Source organism: Gemmatimonadaceae bacterium (genome assembly GCA_035533015.1).
GTDB lineage: Bacteria > Gemmatimonadota > Gemmatimonadetes > Gemmatimonadales > Gemmatimonadaceae > JAGWRI01.
Genome location: DATLUQ010000058.1, coordinates 55,387 through 72,389 on the forward strand (window position 1 = coordinate 55,387; position 17,003 = coordinate 72,389).

Below are 17,003 nucleotides of genomic sequence, written 5' to 3' on the forward strand. Positions count from 1 at the left end.
GTCGTCTCACGGGCTCCGTCACAGCGCGGCCAATTCGGCCCCGCATCGCTCGCAGTACCACTCCGTGGGATAGTTCATCGCTCCACATTCAGCGCACTTGAGCGTTTTGGGCTGTTCCACTGCGCCCGAGGGACGGAGGACGATCGGCTGGTTGCCGGTGACGTTTGCGGCATACGGCCGTTCGCCACGCCGGTCGGGTTCGGCAGCCTTGCCTACCAGCCCCAACGTCGGGTCGGCCGCGTCAGCGGAGCGGATGAAGCCCCCATCCTGAGGCGCCCGAGGGATCCCCGAGGCAAGCGATTCGGCCAGCGTATCGCTCTGGTCCTGCGTGATCTGCGGCCCGGTCGGATTGGCCGGCTTGGGCGACGATTTCACCGGCGTCTGCGACGAGCGCGGCGACACGACCGACTTGAGGAAGGCGAGTTCGTCGAACGAGGCCTGCTCGGGCGTCCGGTTCGCAGCCGCGGACGGCGGCCCCGCGTGCGCTTCAGTTTCGAGCGGCCGGCCGGCAGGCGCCGGATGGGGCTGAGCCGGCGGCTCCGGCCGCCGCGGGGCGGGCTCAGGTTCGGCGGCCGCCGGCGATGCACCCATCGCCGCACCCAACAATTCGTGGACGCGATTCAGGTCGGCGCCGGCCACGGCCTGCTCGGCCGCGATCGCCGCGAGGGCGTCGTCGGCTTCCTTTGCCGTGGCGTCCCATTCGTCGGGCGACAGTTCACCCACGTGGGCACGCAGTTCGGCCTCGGCCCGGGCATCGCGCCGCGCGTTCTCCCGCTCGGCCAGTTCGGCGAGCTGTGTGGTGTAACGTTCCGCCTGCGCCTCCAACTCGGCGGCGTGCGTCTTGAGCTCGTCCACCACGCCGGCCAGCCGGGTCTCGTAGTCGTGCCGCACGCGATCGTAGACGTTGGGCGGCGTCGTGTCGCGTCGCGACTCGAGCGTGGCGAGCCAAGTCTCGAACTTGGCCCGCTCCTCCATGAGCGCCGTCACGATGTCGAGCGAAGAATTGGGAAGCTTCTTGGTCATTCGGTGTCCCGCGCGGCTTTGGCGGCGGCGCGCAGTTCGGCTGCATGCGCGTCGCTCAACGTGCGGATCCGCCCCACCTGGCGCGCAGCGAGCAGGATGCGCGCCGCGTGCTCCAGGCTTTCCATGCGCTGGTGCGCAATGGTGAGGGTTGGACCGACGGTGGTTGCGCCGTGATTGGCCATGATAAACGCGTCGTGATGCGGTAGGAAGGGTTCGAACAGGTCGGCGAGCTGCTCGCCGCCCGGTGTGGCGTACGGAATGAGAGGCACTCCGCCCATCTGGAGCACGACCTCGGGAAGCACGGGCGCCATGAAATCCTCGCCCGCCACCCCGAAAGCCGTCGCCGTTGGTGGATGCGCGTGGACCACAGCACGCACGTCGGACCGCAGGCGGTAGATGCGCATATGCATCCTTATCTCTGACGACGCAGGATGGTTCCCGGAAACGAGATGCCCGTCGGGGTCCACCACCACCAGGTCCTCGGCCCGTAGCTCCGCCTTGGACATCCCGGCCGGGGTGACCAGTAGGTTCCCATTGTCCAACCGGACGGAGACGTTGCCGTCCGGGCCCGCGATCAGCCCGCGGGCGTCCAGCCGACGGCAGACGCGGACGACCTCAGCGCGAAGCGCGGGCTCGCCGGCCACCCTTCACCCCGCAATCCGGTGAATCACGCGCCCGTCGACCAGCGTGTAGTGGACCCGGCCGGTGAGGGTCATACCGGCATACGGCGAGTTCCTCCCTTTGGACCGGAACTTGGCCGGGTCGACCGTCCACTCCGCCACGGGATCGAACACCGTGACGTCGGCCGGGCTGCCGCGGCGGAGCGTGCCACCCGGCAGGTGGAAGATGCGCGCCGGTGCCACGGCCATCCGGTCGATGAGCAGGGGCACGTCGATGATGCCGGGCTTCACCAGCCAAGTGACGTTGACGGCGAACGCCGTCTCCAACCCGACGATACCGTTGGGGGCATCGGCGAACTCACGTTCCTTCTCGTCGTAGTGGTGGGGGGCGTGGTCGGTCGCGATGACGTCGATCGTGCCATCGCGCACCGCGTCGCGTAGCGCCTCGACGTCGTCGGCCGTGCGCAGCGGCGGATTCATCTTGGCATTCGTGTTGTACGCCCCGACGGCCTCCTCGGTGAGCGAGATGTGGTGCGGGCACACCTCGGCCGTGACGTTGATGTGGCGCTCCTTCCCCCACCGGATGAGGTCCACCGACCCGCGGGTGCTCATGTGGCACAGATGGATATGGCCGCCGGTGCGGCGGGCCAGCAGAATGTCGCGGATGGCCATGATTTCCTCGGCCTCCGAAGGGATGCCCTTGAGCCCGAGCTTCGCGCTCATGAGTCCTTCGTTCATCGCGCCGCCCTGGGCGAGCGTCGGCTCCTCGCAGTGGTCAGCCACCGGGATGCCGAAGTTGCGGGCGTACTCGAGCGCGGTGCGCATCAGGTGCGCGCTCACCACGGGTTTGCCGTCGTCGCTCACCGCCACCGCGCCGGCGCCCACCATCTCTCCGAACTCGGCGAGCGAGATCCCCTTCTGGCCCACCGAGATGGCGCCGATCGGGTAGACGCGGGCCGCGTCGGCCCGCTGGGACTGGCGAACGATGAACCCGACCGCCGCCTGGTTATCGGTCACCGGATCGGTGTTGGGCATGGCGCAGACGGCGGTGAATCCGCCGACGGCCGCCGCCCGGGCGCCAGTGGTGATCGTCTCCACGTCCTCGCGGCCCGGCTCGCGCAGGTGGCAGTGCACGTCGATGAATCCAGGAGCGACGACCAGTCCAGCGCAGTCCACGATCTCCGCCGAGGGGGCGCCCTCGGCCACCCTCGGCCCAACCTCGGCGATGGTGCCGTCGGCGATCAGCACATCGGCCGTGGCGTCGAGCCGCTGCGACGGATCCACCACGCGGCCACCGCGCAGCAATATCAGTTTACTCATCGGCCGCCCCCGTGCTTGGCGGCTTCGGCCAGCTCCGGGCGACCGCCCGACAGCAGGTAGAGCACGGCCATGCGGACGGCCACGCCGTTGGTCACCTGATTGAGAATCACGCTGAACGGCCCGTCCGCCACGTCGGAGTCGATCTCGACGCCGCGGTTCATGGGGCCGGGGTGGAGGATGAGGATGTCGCGGCCCGCACGCTCCAGCCGCTCGCGCGACACGCCGAACACGCGATTGTACTCGCGCAGCGAGGGGATGTACCCCGCCGTCATGCGCTCGAGCTGCAAGCGAAGGATGTTGAGCGCGTCGGCCCAGCCGATGGCGTCCTCGATGTGATCGAAGATCGTCACGCCCATTTCGTCGATCGCGTTGGGCAGCAGCGACCGCGGGCCGCACACTGCCACTTGGGCGCCCATCTTCGTGAGCCCCCAGATGTTCGACCGCGCGACCCGCGAGTGCAGGACGTCGCCGCAAATGCAGACCTTGAGCCCCTCGAGCTTCTTGAAGTGGTCGCGGAGGGTGAGCAGGTCGAGCAGCCCCTGCGTGGGGTGCTCATGCGTACCGTCGCCGGCATTGATCACGTTGGACTCGATGCGGTCGGCCAGGAACTGGGCGGCCCCAGAAGCCCCGTGGCGGATGACCACCATGTCGATGCGCATCGCCTCGAGGTTCCGCGCCGTGTCGACCAGCGTCTCCCCCTTGGAGACGCTCGATCCCGAGGCCGCCACGTTCACCGTATCGGCCGACAACCGCTTCTCCGCGAATTCAAACGACACGCGCGTACGGGTGGAGGCTTCGAAAAACAGATTGACGATCGTGGCGCCGCGCAGCGTGGGCACTTTCTTGATCGCACGCTCACTGATCTCCTTGAACGGTTCGGCCGTGTCGAGGATCAATGCGATTTGTTCGCCGGTGAGCGGCTCGAGCCCGAGAAGGTCCTTCCCGAGCGGCCCGGTCATGTGCCGGCTTCCGGCCGGATCTGCACGACGGCATCGCGGCCATCGAGTTCGGTCACCATCACGTCAATGCGCCCGCCGGGCGCGACGTCGAGCGTCTTCCCGACGACATCGGCGTGGATCGGCAGCTCGCGGCCGCCCCGGTCGATGAGCACCGCAAGGGCGATGCGCTTGGGCCGCCCGAAGTCGGCCAACTCGTCGAGCGCCGCGCGCACCGTGCGCCCGGTGTACAGCACATCGTCCACGATCACCACGTGTTTGCCATCGATGTCCCACGGAATGTCGGTCGGCCCGACCACGGGTCGGGGCCCCACCGTCTGCAGGTCGTCGCGGTACAGCGTGATGTCGAGCGCGCCCTGCGGGACCGTGACGTGCTCGCGTTCGGCGATCATCGATACGATTCGCGCCGCGAGTTGAACTCCGCGGCGCTGAATACCAACGATGAGCAGATCGTCCGTGCCATCGTTCAACTCGACGATTTCGTCGGCCATTCGACGGAGGGTTCGTTGGAGCGATCGCGCGTCGAGAATGGTGAGAGGGGAGGCGGGCATCGCCACCCAATATGGCGAATCGCCGCGAGAAAATGAAGCGCGGGGGAACATCAAGGGGCCGGACAGGGTTGTTCTGTTGGCACCACTCACTCAGCTTTCTATACATGCGCTGCCGTTACTTGCCGTTCTTCGTCTTCGCCCTGACCGTGCCCGCGGTGATGCAGGCCCAGGCCGCCGGTCCACCCGTCCACGCCGATTCGACCGGCCCGGGGGCGCCCCAACATTGGCCCTTCTCCGTCGGGGAGAAGATGATTTTTCAGGGCAAGTTCGGGTTCCTGCCCGTAGGCCGGGCCGAGGTCGTGCTCGAGGACCGCGACACGGTGCGCGGCCACGAAACCTACCGGGTGCGGTTCTCCGTCAACGGCGGCCCGTCGTGGTTCGGAGTGCACGACAACTATACCAGTTGGTTCGATGATCAGACGCTGGTTTCGTATCGCTACCACCAGGACATCCACGAAGGGCGATACAAGCGCAACACGATGTACGACATCTTCCCAAGTCAGGGAGTCTATACCAAGAACGGCACGGACACGAGCATCACCGTCCCGGCTCCCCTCGACGACCAATCGTTCATCTACTTCGTGCGCACTCTGCCCCTCGCGGTTGGCCAGCACTACGAGTGGAACCGGTACTTCGTGGCCGACAAGAATCCGGTGATCGTGGATGTCGAACGGCGAGAGGAAGTCGAAGTGCCGGCAGGCAAGTTCATGTGCCTGGTGCTCAAGCCCACCATCAAGACTTCGGCGCTGTTCAGTCAAGGCGGCCACGCGGAGATCTGGATCAGCGACGACGACCGCCGGCTGATCGTGCAGATGAAGTCGGGTCTTCCTTTCGGATCGCTCAACCTCTACCTGCAGAGCTTCACCGAGGGCACCGGAAAGCCGACCACCACGGACCCCGGCAAAGCCAAGCCGTAACTCCGCGGCTCACCTGTTCCGGGCGAAGCCTACGGATGGGGTGGGATTCGAACCCACGGTACGCTTTTGACGTACACACACTTTCCAGGCGTGCGCCTTAAACCACTCGGCCACCCATCCAGGAAACGGCGCGCCGGCAGACCTGGGACTGCGGCAGCGCGCCGAGTATTTCGAGCAGCGGACAGGGTGAGATTCGAACTCACGATACCGTTGCCGGTATGCCGGTTTTCGAGACCGGTGCCTTCAGCCACTCGGCCACCTGTCCAAGAGCCTCGAAAAGTAGACCGCAAGTCGCGATGTGTCAACGCGATGCGCCGCGGAATCTACGGCGAGGAGGATCCATCACGCCGGGCCGCGAAGAACTCCCTGAGCATCGCGCCGCACGCGAATTCCTCCACCCCGGCGCGCACCGCCACATGATGGTTCAGCTTGGGATGCCGTACGAGGTCGCCCACAGACCCCACCATGCCGGCTTTCTCATCCCACGCTCCGAACACCAGCCGATCGATGCGCGCCAGCACGAGCGCACCGGCGCACATCGCGCACGGCTCGAGTGTGACGTACAGGGTACAGTCGATCAGCCGCCAGTCGCCGAGGGCCTGGGCGGCCTGGCGAATGGCAAGCACCTCGGCATGCGCCGTCGGATCCTGATCGCGCACCGTGCGATTGCCGGCGCGCGCCACAACCACGCCGCGGCGCACGATCACCGCCCCGACGGGAACGTCGCCCGCTTCGGCGGCCGCCCGCGCCTCGGCCACCGCCTCGTTCATCCAGGATTCGTCCGCTCCCGGCGCGGGGCCGGGCACGCGAGGCGCGTCCGAGTTCACGCGGTCGCGGCGGCCGCGACGACCGGGTGACCGCGCTCGAACGCGATACCGCCGTCGGCTCCCAGCGTGACTACAACCAGATCACCCTCCGCGAACTTGTCTTCGAGCACGGCCATGGCCAGGGGATTCTGCACCAGGCGCTGGATGGCGCGCTTGAGGGGGCGCGCACCGAAGGCCGGGTCGTACCCCTCTTCGGCCAGCAGGCGCTTGGCCTCGGGCGTCACTTCCAGTGTGAGTTTGCGATCGGCGAGGAGCTTTTCGAGGTGGGCCAACTGCAGGTCGACGATGCGCACGATCTGCTCGCGGCCCAGCGGCCGGAACACGACCACATCGTCCACGCGGTTGAGAAACTCGGGGCGGAAGTGCTGCCGTAGCGCCTGGGTCACCTCGCGCTCGGTCTCCGCCCAGTCACCGCCGGTGTGCTCCAGGATGTAATGGCTGCCGATGTTGGACGTCATGATGATCACGGAGTTGCGGAAGTCCACCGTGCGACCCTGCGAATCGGTGAGCCGCCCATCATCGAGGATCTGCAGCAGGATGTTGAAGACGTCGGGATGCGCCTTCTCGATCTCGTCGAACAGGATCACCGAATACGGGCGGCGGCGTACGGCTTCGGTGAGCTGGCCGCCCTCCTCGTACCCCACGTACCCCGGCGGCGCCCCGATGAGCCGCGCCACGGCGTGCTTCTCCATGTACTCGGACATATCGATGCGCACCATCGCGCGCTCGTCGTCGAACAGGAACTCGGCCAGTGCGCGGGCGGTTTCCGTCTTGCCCACGCCGGTGGGACCGAGGAAGATGAACGAGCCGATGGGCCGGTTGGGGTCCTGCAGGCCCGCGCGCGAGCGCCGCACCGCATTGGCCACAGCCTGCACGGCTTCGTCCTGCCCCACGACGCGCTCGGCCAGTTCGTGGTCGAGCTTGGTGAGGCGTTCACGTTCGCTCTCGAGCATGCGCGAAACCGGGATTCCGGTCCAGCGCGCCACGACTTCGGCGATATCGTCGGCCGTCACCTCTTCCTTGAGAAACTGCGGGCGCCCGCCCTGGCTGGCGAGCTTGCCCTCGGCGTCCTTCATGTTGCGTTCGAGTTCGGGAATGCGGCCGTACGTCAGCTCCGCGGCTTTCGTGAGATCGCCGGCGCGCGTGGCCTGCTCGGCGGCCGTGCGCGTCTGTTCGATCTCCTGCTTGATCTTTCCCACGTTGCCGAGCGTCGCCTTCTCCTGCTGCCACTGGGCCTTCATGCCCGAACTCTTCTCCTGTAGATCGGCCAGCTCCCGCTCGATCGCCTCGCGGCGCTCGACGGACGCCTTGTCTTTCTCCTTCTTGAGCGCGGTCCGCTCGATCTGGAGCTGCACGATGCGCCGCTCGACCTCATCGATTTCCTGGGGCATCGAGTCGATCTCGATGCGCAGGCGCGACGCGGCCTCGTCCACGAGGTCGATGGCCTTGTCGGGGAGAAAGCGGTCGCCGATGTAGCGATGGGAGAGCGTGGCGGCGGCGATGACCGCGCCATCGGTGATGCGTACGCCGTGGTGCGCCTCGTAGCGCTCCTTGAGCCCACGCAGGATGGCGATCGTGTTCTCGACACTCGGTTCGCCCACGTACACCGGCTGGAAGCGCCGTTCGAGCGCCGCATCCTTTTCCACGTGCTGGCGGTATTCGTCGAGCGTCGTCGCGCCCACCACGCGCAGTTCGCCGCGGGCGAGCATGGGTTTGAGCATGTTGCCGGCGTCCATCGAGCCCTCGGCTTTGCCGGCCCCGACGAGGTTGTGTAGCTCGTCGATGAACACGACGAACTGCCCTTCGCTCTCCGTGAGTTCCTTGAGCACGGCTTTGAGCCGCTCTTCGAATTCACCGCGGAACTTGGCGCCGGCGATGAGCGCGCCGAGGTCCAGCGCCACGAGCCGCTTGTTCTTGAGTCCCTCGGGCACGTCGCCGTTCACGATCCGTTGCGCCAGGCCTTCGACGATCGCCGTCTTGCCCACGCCCGGTTCGCCGATCAGCACGGGGTTGTTCTTGGTGCGGCGCGACAGGACCTGGATGACGCGGCGGATCTCCTCGTCGCGGCCAATGACCGGATCGAGCTTGCCGCGACGCGCCGCGTCGGTAAGATCGCGTGTGTAGCGCTGCAACGCCTGATACTGGTTCTCCGGACTCTGGTCGGTCACGCGGTGCGTGCCGCGCACCGCGGCCAGCGCCGCGAGCAGTGCGGCTCGCGTGGCACCGGCGGCATTGAGAATGCGCTTGCTCTCGGTACTCTTGGCGTCGGAGAGCGCCACCAGCAGATGCTCGGTGGACACGTATTCGTCGCCGAGCGCCTTGGCTTCGTCCTCCGCCTTGTCGAACACGCTGCTCAACTCGCGCGACACGTTGGGCTGCGCGTCGCTCTGCTTGGGCAGGCGGCCGATCTCCTGCGCGGCCTGTTCGCGGATGGCGGTCACGTTGGCGCCGAGTTTCTGCAGGACGGGCACCACGATTCCCTCATCCTGTGCGAGCAGCGCGATGAGAACGTGCAGATCATACACCACCGGATTGCCCGCCCGTCGCGCATCGGCAACGGCGCTGTTCAATGCTTCGGCGGCTTTGACGGTCAGTCTATCTGGATTGATCATGGCGTGGCGTTCTCCGATGGGGCACCCACATGGCGTGCCACCGAAATCTGATCGCAATCCCGGTGCCGGGTGAACCCGCCATAGAGGCGGGATTTCCCGGGGGGCGTCCGCCAGAGTCGCCGATAGCTGCCGACAGGGCGGACCGCCACGGGCAGAGCCGGCCCGGAATGCAGAAGCGCCCCGGCAGCCGCCGGGGCGCTTCCAAAAACAGAATCGAACTGCAGGACTCATTTCGCGACGAACATCTTCCTCACGAGACGGTCCCCATCAATCACGAGCTCATAGACGTACAGGCCGGACGGGACTTCCGTGTTCGTGTTCATGATCTTCCCGTCCCAGTACGCCGTGTACGCCCCGCAAGTCAACGTCAAGTTGGCCACGGGTCGGCCCACGGCAGCACTGGCGCCAGACGCGGACGAGCCCCCCTGCAGGACCGGCACAGCCACCTGCTGCGCCAGAATGTTGTAGATCCTGAGGGAAACCACGTGTGGCTTGCCACCATCCGAGCATGTCGAGTCGCCGATCATGAACGGGATGGTGGTTTCCGGATTAAAGGGATTTGGGTAGTTCTGCCCCAGACCCCCAGCCTTGCGCCCTCGGGGCACGCCTGACGACTGCTGCCCCGCCGCATACTTTGGCGTGAACGCACAAAGGGCGAGCACGAGCGCAAGTGCTGCCCAGCGGTTCAACATGTGTACTCCGAGCTAACGAGACAGGATGTTCTTCAAGACTCCTGAAAGGGTGGATGACACTCCGGCACTACATCTTAAATAGTAGGTCCCCGTAGCTGAGGTGTCAAGAATTCGCAACCGTGGAACGATTGAAACGACAGAAAGTTACGCTCCTGGCTCTCGCCCGATCCACACCCGCCCCTCCCCGCGCCTCATCGTGAGCCCCGATCGGTCGCAGTATTCCAACAGCGGGATCACGTACTTGCGGCTCAGCCCCAAGGTCTGACGCAACTCGCTGGGCGCAATGTCGCGCCCCCCTGCAAAGGCGGCGCTGACCTTGTCCAGAATCTGGTTTAATGGTGCAGTCGCATAGTACCTATTTGCTTCGACTTGGACCACAAGCTGTTGTCCGGCCGCAATGCGCAGCATCTCCTCGGTCCCAGGTCCGAACTCGACCGTCAATTCCTCCACCGAGGCCGGTTCCCAACCCTGCACCGCGAGCCGGCTAAGGATATTGGTCAGCGTTACCTGCTGAGCCGGCGCGAGCGAGGGGCGCCACCCCCGCCGACGGACCTCGCCGCCCTCGGTCTCGATCTCGCCAGCTTCGGTCCCCCGCCGGACAAGCAGTTCGACGAACTCGGCGGGCACCAGCAGCCTCGTCCGAAGCTCCTGGAGCGATGCGCCGGGAGCGAGCGGATGCGCCAGGTGGTACGCGTCCAGAAACCCAAGCAGCCGCCTCCCGTCAGCGTCCACCGCATGGGACGCCACGAGCCTTTCGCTCCGTGGCGCGCTGACCGCCGCAGCACCGGCAATCGCCCGTTCGATGTCGCCGGCACCACCCCCTAGGCGTACCCGAAGCGATCCCGCGGGCACGCCTCGCGGACCGGCTTCGCGCAGCAACCAGCGCAGGCGCGCCGCCACGTCCACCTTCGCGGCGTCGAATGGCTTTCCGCGGCGAGGGGCCTGCGCGTCGGTCACGACGCCGCCACCGATCGTAGCCAGCGGCGATGCCGTTCGTAGCACGAACCGGTCGCCCCCCCTGGCCACGACTGGCGCATCGAGCACGAGGCGCACGGGACGCGTCTCTCCGGGTGCCAGGGCGCCGCCGGCAGAGACCACCCGCGCCCCGACCTCCGTCGTGCCGAGGTGAAATCGCACGGCCGTTCGTGGCCCGAGCGATCGAGGAGCGACGGCGAGGAGCGTGGCGTCGGCACGCAGGGCGAGCGTGGGCTCCCACGCCGCATCGGCCACGAGGACATCGCCGCGGTGAAGGTCGGCCACATCCACCCCCGCGAGCGCGATCGCCGTGCGCTGGCCGGGGTACGCGCGGTCGCCCGGCACCCCGTGGTTCTGGATGCCCCGCACGCGAGCCACGCGGCCGGAGGGGAGGATGCGCACCTCCGCATCGCGCGCCAGCGATCCGCTCCATGCCGTGCCCGTAACCACGGTGCCCGTGCCGCGTACGCTGAAGACGCGGTCCACGGGCAGCCGGAAGAGATCGTCGGGGTCCCGGGGTGCGGCGGCACGCACCGCGTCCGCGAGGGCCGATCGCAGCGCCGTAAGGGCCGCGTCGTCCCCCGGTTGTACGCGCACGACCGGCGCACCCTCGAACGCGGTGCCGCGCGCCGACACGCGAAGGTCTTCCTCCACGAGATCGATCCAGTCGGCATCCACCAGGTCGCACTTGGTGAGCGCCACGACACCGCCCCGTAGGTCGAGCAGCTCGAGGATCGCGATGTGCTCGCGCGTTTGCGGACGCACGCCGTCATCGGCCGCCACGACGAGAAGCCCAACGTCGATGCCAGCGGCGCCGGCGAGCATGGTACGCACGAACGCCTCGTGCCCGGGCACGTCCACCACTCCGACGGTGCCGATGCCGTCCAGCACCAGGGGCGCGAACCCGAGTTCGATGGTGATGCCGCGCCGTTTCTCTTCCGGCAGCCGATCGGTGTCGACGCCGGTGAGGGCGCGCACGAGCGTGGTCTTGCCGTGGTCGATGTGCCCAGCCGTGCCGATGATCATGCGCCGCTCCAATCTCCCTGCTCCCACAGTTCGAACGCGCGCAACGGGCGCCCATCGACCACGTGGTGCAGCAGGAATTCGCGCAGCAGGCGTTGGTGGGCACGCGCCGGTGCCGCAGCGAGCGGTTCGGCATCGCCGCCCTCGGTCCATGCGCGGAGGGCCATGCGCGCCTCCGGCGGCATGCGGCGCCCCCCGGAAGCGAGTCGCGCGCACCGCGCGCAGAGGACTCCACCCGAGGCGTGGCTGAACATTGCCGTGGCCTCGTCGTCCAGCGGCGCGTGGCACTCGGCGCAGGCGACGAGCGCCGGGGTGAAGCCAAGAGCCGCGATCACGCGCCAGGCGCCACCGAGGGTGGCATCGAGGGCCCGGTCGGACGCCGCCGTGGCGATGGCGTCGAGCGCACCGGCAATGGCGTCGAACAGCGCGGGATCGGCGTGCTCGGTGGAGAAGTGCAACACCAACTCGGCAATCACCGACGCCCCGGCAAACCGGCCCAGGTCCTCCGCCAACCCGGCGCGCGACCCCACCACGTCGAAGCCGGTGAGTGTGTCGAGGTCCCGGCCGGCCTTGGTGGAGAGCTGCGCGCTGCCCTGCGCGAACAGGTCCAGGGCGGTGCCGAACCGGCGCTGGGAGCGTCGGGCTCCCTTGGCAAGCGCCGACCGAACGCCACCCTCTCGCGTGGCGAGCCGTAGAATGCGCGACGATTCGAGATAGTCGAACGCGTGCAGCACGATGGCGTCGCTCACCAGGAGTGGCATGCCGGAAAGATAATCCGGCATGCCACGCCTTCGCCGTTAAAGCATCACCCGAAAGCCGGCGAGGATGGTACGGCCCGGGGCGAGAAAATTGAACACCGACTGATACCGTGCCCCGGTGAGATTCTGAACACGCAGGGTGAGCGTGGTACCGCGATCGCCGGGCAGTGGGGTAACCGGATACGAAGCGCCCAGGTCCACGCGGAGATACGCCGGCATGGTCACCGCCACCGCAGGATACGGCCTGAAGTCGCGATCGGCCCGTCGTCCCACGTATGCGAACTGCACGTCAACCGACCCGTGCGACGCAGAGACGGCCGATAGGGCGGCATTCCAGCTCGTCGCGGGCCGCCGGATGAGCGGCTGACCGAGGTGATAGAGACCGCCGGTGGTGGTGTCGAACCCGGCAGAGAGCACACGGGTGTCGAGGTGGGTGAATCCGAAGGTGGCCGAGAGGAAATGGACGGGCGCCACGACCACCTCGTATTCCACGCCGGCGGCGCGGGCGCGCGCCACGTTGCAGTAGCTGGACCCGCAGGCGGTGGTACCTCCTGTGTAGTCGATCATGTCGCGGAAGACCTGCGAGAATGCGGTCACGCCGAGCGTGAGGCGTCCAGCCAGCACGGGTTGTTCCACGCCGGCCTCCCAGGCCCCGGCGTGCTCGGGCCGGAGCGACGGATTCCCTGTCACATAGCCGGTGGAGAAGTTTTCGTAGAACGTTGGTGCGCGGAAAGCTGTGCCCACGCTCGCGCGCAGTCGCGTACCCGACGCGGTGATGTAGTTGACCCCGGCGCGGTACGTGCCGAAGGCGCCGAAGTCCCGATTGTCGTCCACGCGCGCACCGGCCACGACGGTGAGGCGCGGCACGGCGGTCCAGAGCGCCTGGACGTACGCCGCGTTGGTGCGGCGAGAGGCCGCGAACGTGGACGAGTAGGGCGAAGCGCCGAACGCGCCCTGCATCTGCGATTGTTCGTCGTCGGCCGTTGCCGTGGCGCCGAGGGTGAGCACGCCACGCCCCTGCGGGTCGCGCAGATTCACCCGCGCGTCGGCGCTCCGGCGCCGGATGTTGTCGAGCGACAGGTACAGATTGTCGTCGAGCGCGTCGGGGTATTGGGTTGTACCGCCCGTGGTCTCGTCCGACGTGAGGCTCACGATGAGCGCGGCCGCGCGCGAGAAGGCGCGTCCGTACGTGGCGCCGAGCACCGTCCGATCACCGGAGTCGTACGTGTTGCTGTCCAGCAGTTCGCCGGCGCTGTTCGTAGGGTAATGGTAGCGAGAATCGGAATAGCGGAGCGTGAGGTGAATGCTGTCGTCCGGATCGGGATCGAGGTTGGCGGCTCCGCTCACCACGGTCTCGGCGAACCGATTATTGAACGCGTATACGCCATCTGTCTGGTGGCGCGCGACGGCGAGGGAATACCCCGCCGTGGCGCCGCCCGTGAGCGGGATGCCGCCCCGCAACGACACCGACGCGTCACCGCTGTGGTACGTTCCCCCCCGTGCCTCGACGCTGACCCGCCGAGGGGTATAGCCGCCACGAGTGAAGATCTGCACCACGCCGCTCACGGCGTCGGCGCCATACAGCACGCTGGCGGGCCCGCGGAGGATCTCAATGCGGTCGACGTTGTCGGTCGTGAGCGTGCTCAGGTCGATCGCACCGCCGGGATCGTTGACCGGCACGCCGTCGATGAGCACTTTGACGTAGTCGCTCTGGCCGCCGCGCAGAAAGAGCGAGGTGGCGCCGCCGAACGAGCCGGTCTGCATGATGGCCGCGCTCGGCGTGCCGAGCAGCGCGTCGGCCACCGACATGATCCCGAGCGCCCGCAGCTGCGCGCCGGTGATGACCGTGACGGATGCCGGCACGTCACGTTCGGCTACGGGCATACGCGTGGCGGTGGTGACCATGGGCGTCACGCGGGCCGTGTCCTGCGCCTGCGCCCGGAGCAGCCCGGGGGTGGCCAGCGCGGCGACGAACGGCGCGAGGAATGAACGAATTCGGGTCATGGATCCCTGGAGGAGGAAGCGGCCGGTGGTGGAGCCGCGCGTGCGCGGCCGCGCAGCGGCACGAGGGCAGGCGCCCCCACGGCGGGATCGCGCGTGACCACGAGTGGCCACCCGTACACGCGCTCGAGGATCTCACCCCGCATGACGTCGTCGGGCGTGCCCGATGACGCGACTGTCCCTTCGTGGAGCAGCACCATCCACTCGGCGAACCGCGCCACGAGGTTCAACTGGTGGCTCACCAGCAGTACCGCCATCCCTTCCCGGGTGAGTTGGCCGAGCAATTCGAATGCTTCCATTTCGTGGGCGATGTCGAGGTACGTGGTCGGTTCGTCGAGCACCAGGGATTCCCCGCCTTGGGCGAGGGCGCGCGCGATCCGCACGCGCTGCCACTCGCCGCCCGACAGCGTGTCCACCTCGCGATCGAGCAACGCGCCGACGCCGGCCAGCGCCACCCCGCGTGCGATCGCCTCGCGGTCGGCAGCCACGCTGCCGCGCCATGCGCCGCGGTAGGGAAAGCGCCCGAGCGCCACGTAGTCGCTCACCGGCGTGGGAAACGCCAGCTCCTCGCGCTGCGTGACCACGGCCACCTGGCGAGCGACTTCCTGACGCGACAGGCCGGCCGCGTCGCGCCCATCGACCGTGATGCGCCCCGAACGGAGCGGCTGGCGACCGAGCAGCGCGCGCACCAGTGTGCTCTTGCCGCTGCCGTTCGGTCCGACGATCGCAGTCATGCGACCGCGGGTTGCGTCGAAACTCACGTCGTGCACCGCGTCGCGCTCGGCGTCGCGATAACGGACGACCACGCGTTCGAAGGCAATCACCGGAGCCTCCGCAGTTGGACGAGGAAGAACGGCACGCCGATGATCGCGGTCACCGCACCGAGCGGCAGCTCGGCTGGCGGCAGCGCGGTGCGCGCCGCGACATCCGCCGCCACCACGAGCGCGGCGCCGACGAGCGCGCTCCCCAGGATGACGCCGCGCTGGGCCCCGACGCCCAGCCGCCGCGCGATGTGCGGCACGACGAGCCCCACGAACCCCACCAGCCCGGCAGCCGCGACCGTTGCCGCGGCGAGAAGCGACGCCACGAGATACACCCGGCGTGCCGCGCGATCGGCATCCAATCCGAGACCGGCCGCCGCCTCCTCGCCGAGCGCCAGAATGTCGATCTCGCGCCCCCAGCCAACGAGCAGCGCACCGCCACCGGCCACGTATGCAGCCAGCCATCCCACCTGGGACCAGGTCGCGTCGCTCACCGAACCCATCATCCACCACAGCGCGCCCCGCATGACGTTCGGATTGGCGTTGGCTAGGAGGAGCATGATCGCGGCATTGGCGAACGCACCGACGATCACACCGGCCATGAGCAGCACGCGGGCATCGCCCCGACCCGGAACCGCGTGAGCGACCGCGAACGCCACCGTCACCGCCACCACCGCTCCGGCGAATGCAGCCAGGGGCACGAACCCTGCCCCGGCGCCGAGCGCGACGGCGATCACGGCCCCCACGGCGGCGCCCCCGGACACGCCCAACAGATACGGCTCGGCCAGCGGGTTGCGCATCACGCCTTGGAGCGACGCGCCGCTCATACCGAGTCCCGCACCCACGAGCACGGCCAGCGCCACGCGCGGAACGCGCAGCACGCGCACGATCGTTACCACGTTGGGGTCCCCCTGTCCCAACAGCGCGCGGAACGATTCGTCGAGCGTGAGGCGCACGCTCCCCAGCGCGACGCCGAGCAGCGCGAACAACACCAGGACGCCGGCCGCCGCCGTCCACCGCCACGCGCGGCGGGTCACGGATGGATCCCCGGATGCAGCAGGCGGGCGAGCGAGACGGCGGCCGCGCCGAGCACGACCGACGGGCGTCCGACCACCGTGGTGTCGAACGCCAGTACGCGCCCCTGTCGTACGGCGCGCAGCGCGCGCCAGCGCGGATCGGCGAGTATGCGCGCCCGCATCTCCGGGCTCGTCAGCACGACGTCGGGATCGCGGGCCACAACGTCTTCCAGCGTCACCGTTGGCGACGGGGCCGCGACGTCGGCATAGATGTTCCGGCCGCCGGCGATCTCAATCAGTTCATCGAGAAAGCTGCCCCCACCAATGGCGATGACCGGCTGATCCCACGCCGGCATGAAGACGCGCGCCCGCGGCAGTCCCGCCGTCGCCTCGCGGACGCGCGCCAGCGTAGCGTTCACCGAGTCCAGCACGGCTGCGGCGCGGGCGGAATCGCCGAGCAATGCGCCAAGATCGTGTGTGGCCCGCTCGAAGTCGGCGATGCGATCGATGCGCAGCGCCGCGACCGTGATGCCCGCCGAGCGGAACCGCTCCGCGGCGGGACGATCGTCGGCGCTCCCGTAGAGCAGCACGAGATCGGGGTGTACGGCGAGCACAGCCTCGACGTTTGGGCGCACGGCGGGGCCCAGCGCCGGCACCCGCCGGGCGGCGTCGGGCCAGCTGTCCCACTGCGAGCGCCCAACGAGCCGGCCGCCGGCTCCGATGGCGAACACGATCTCGGTGGTGGTGGGATTGAGCGAGACAACGCGCGCCGGCGCGGTGTTCGGCACCCGCAGCGTGTCGCCGAAGTCGTCGACGTCGACCACGGCGCCGTGTGTGCGCGCGGCGTCCCGCTGCGGGGCGGCACACCCCGAAACGGCCAGGCACGCGAGGGCAAGTGAGGCACAGAATCGCAAGACGGACATCCCGTGGTCGAGGCAGGATGTCCGCAGT

General features: G+C 68.2%; 15 protein-coding genes and 2 tRNA genes. 1 reads left to right on the plus strand and 16 read right to left on the minus strand.

Translation table 11 applies throughout. The features are described 5' to 3' along the window. Positions 1–18: 18 nt before the first annotated feature. Genes VNF92_12510 through pyrR form a run of 5 tightly spaced genes read right to left on the minus strand, consistent with a single transcriptional unit; the run spans position 19 to position 4,470 of the window. Positions 19–1,023, minus strand: coding sequence for a Ran-binding zinc finger domain-containing protein (locus VNF92_12510; protein ID HVA58698.1), 1,005 nt, complete (start codon positions 1,021–1,023; stop codon positions 19–21). Beyond that, positions 1,020–1,667, minus strand: a complete 648-nt coding sequence (locus VNF92_12515) for a class II aldolase/adducin family protein (protein HVA58699.1) — start codon at positions 1,665–1,667, stop codon at positions 1,020–1,022. Before VNF92_12515 ends, VNF92_12510 begins: the two co-directional genes overlap by 4 nt. 3 nt (positions 1,668–1,670) lie before the next feature. Then, a complete protein-coding gene (locus VNF92_12520) occupies positions 1,671–2,963 on the minus strand; it encodes a dihydroorotase (protein ID HVA58700.1) in 1,293 nt (430 codons plus the stop codon). Then, complete coding sequence (locus tag VNF92_12525; protein HVA58701.1) at positions 2,960–3,922, minus strand: aspartate carbamoyltransferase catalytic subunit; 963 nt, start codon at positions 3,920–3,922, stop codon at positions 2,960–2,962. The genes VNF92_12520 and VNF92_12525 overlap by 4 nt, the downstream gene beginning before the upstream one ends. Next, entirely contained in the window at positions 3,919–4,470 is a 552-nt protein-coding gene (gene pyrR / locus VNF92_12530) for a bifunctional pyr operon transcriptional regulator/uracil phosphoribosyltransferase PyrR (protein HVA58702.1), read from the minus strand. Before pyrR ends, VNF92_12525 begins: the two co-directional genes overlap by 4 nt. Before the next feature lie 104 nt (positions 4,471–4,574). On the opposite strand from pyrR, the gene VNF92_12535 reads away from it, so the two are divergent. Further along, positions 4,575–5,387 carry a DUF3108 domain-containing protein gene (locus VNF92_12535; GenBank protein ID HVA58703.1) on the plus strand — a complete coding sequence of 271 codons (813 nt, stop codon included), beginning with the start codon at positions 4,575–4,577 and terminating at the stop codon, positions 5,385–5,387. Positions 5,388–5,419: 32 nt separating this feature from the next. Here VNF92_12535 and VNF92_12540 read toward each other — a convergent pair. From VNF92_12540 to VNF92_12590, 11 genes are all read right to left on the minus strand, one after another. Then, a tRNA-Ser gene (locus tag VNF92_12540) sits at positions 5,420–5,507 on the minus strand. A 58-nt stretch (positions 5,508–5,565) separates the two neighbouring features. Further along, positions 5,566–5,652 (minus strand) — tRNA-Ser (locus VNF92_12545). Between the two features lie 58 nt (positions 5,653–5,710). Then, positions 5,711–6,214 (minus strand): tRNA adenosine(34) deaminase TadA, encoded by a 504-nt coding sequence (tadA, locus tag VNF92_12550; GenBank protein HVA58704.1) that lies wholly within the window; start codon positions 6,212–6,214, stop codon positions 5,711–5,713. Further along, positions 6,211–8,826: an ATP-dependent chaperone ClpB gene (gene clpB, locus VNF92_12555; protein HVA58705.1), complete on the minus strand. Its 2,616-nt coding sequence runs from the start codon at positions 8,824–8,826 to the stop codon at positions 6,211–6,213. Before clpB ends, tadA begins: the two co-directional genes overlap by 4 nt. A 227-nt stretch (positions 8,827–9,053) precedes the next feature. Then, the gene (locus tag VNF92_12560) at positions 9,054–9,518 is read right to left on the minus strand and encodes a hypothetical protein (protein ID HVA58706.1); all 465 of its coding nucleotides are present in this window, start codon (positions 9,516–9,518) and stop codon (positions 9,054–9,056) included. A 144-nt stretch (positions 9,519–9,662) separates the two neighbouring features. Next, positions 9,663–11,519, minus strand: coding sequence for a selenocysteine-specific translation elongation factor (selB, locus tag VNF92_12565; protein ID HVA58707.1), 1,857 nt, complete (start codon positions 11,517–11,519; stop codon positions 9,663–9,665). Then, positions 11,516–12,298 (minus strand): DNA repair protein RecO, encoded by a 783-nt coding sequence (gene recO, locus VNF92_12570; GenBank protein ID HVA58708.1) that lies wholly within the window; start codon positions 12,296–12,298, stop codon positions 11,516–11,518. The genes selB and recO overlap by 4 nt, the downstream gene beginning before the upstream one ends. A 15-nt stretch (positions 12,299–12,313) precedes the next feature. Next, positions 12,314–14,278, minus strand: coding sequence for a TonB-dependent receptor (locus tag VNF92_12575; GenBank protein ID HVA58709.1), 1,965 nt, complete (start codon positions 14,276–14,278; stop codon positions 12,314–12,316). Next, entirely contained in the window at positions 14,275–15,099 is an 825-nt protein-coding gene (locus tag VNF92_12580) for an ABC transporter ATP-binding protein (protein HVA58710.1), read from the minus strand. The genes VNF92_12575 and VNF92_12580 overlap by 4 nt, the downstream gene beginning before the upstream one ends. Beyond that, positions 15,096–16,073 (minus strand): iron ABC transporter permease, encoded by a 978-nt coding sequence (locus VNF92_12585; GenBank protein HVA58711.1) that lies wholly within the window; start codon positions 16,071–16,073, stop codon positions 15,096–15,098. The genes VNF92_12580 and VNF92_12585 overlap by 4 nt, the downstream gene beginning before the upstream one ends. Then, complete coding sequence (locus tag VNF92_12590) at positions 16,070–16,975, minus strand: helical backbone metal receptor (GenBank protein ID HVA58712.1); 906 nt, start codon at positions 16,973–16,975, stop codon at positions 16,070–16,072. The genes VNF92_12585 and VNF92_12590 overlap by 4 nt, the downstream gene beginning before the upstream one ends. Positions 16,976–17,003: the final 28 nt, after the last annotated feature.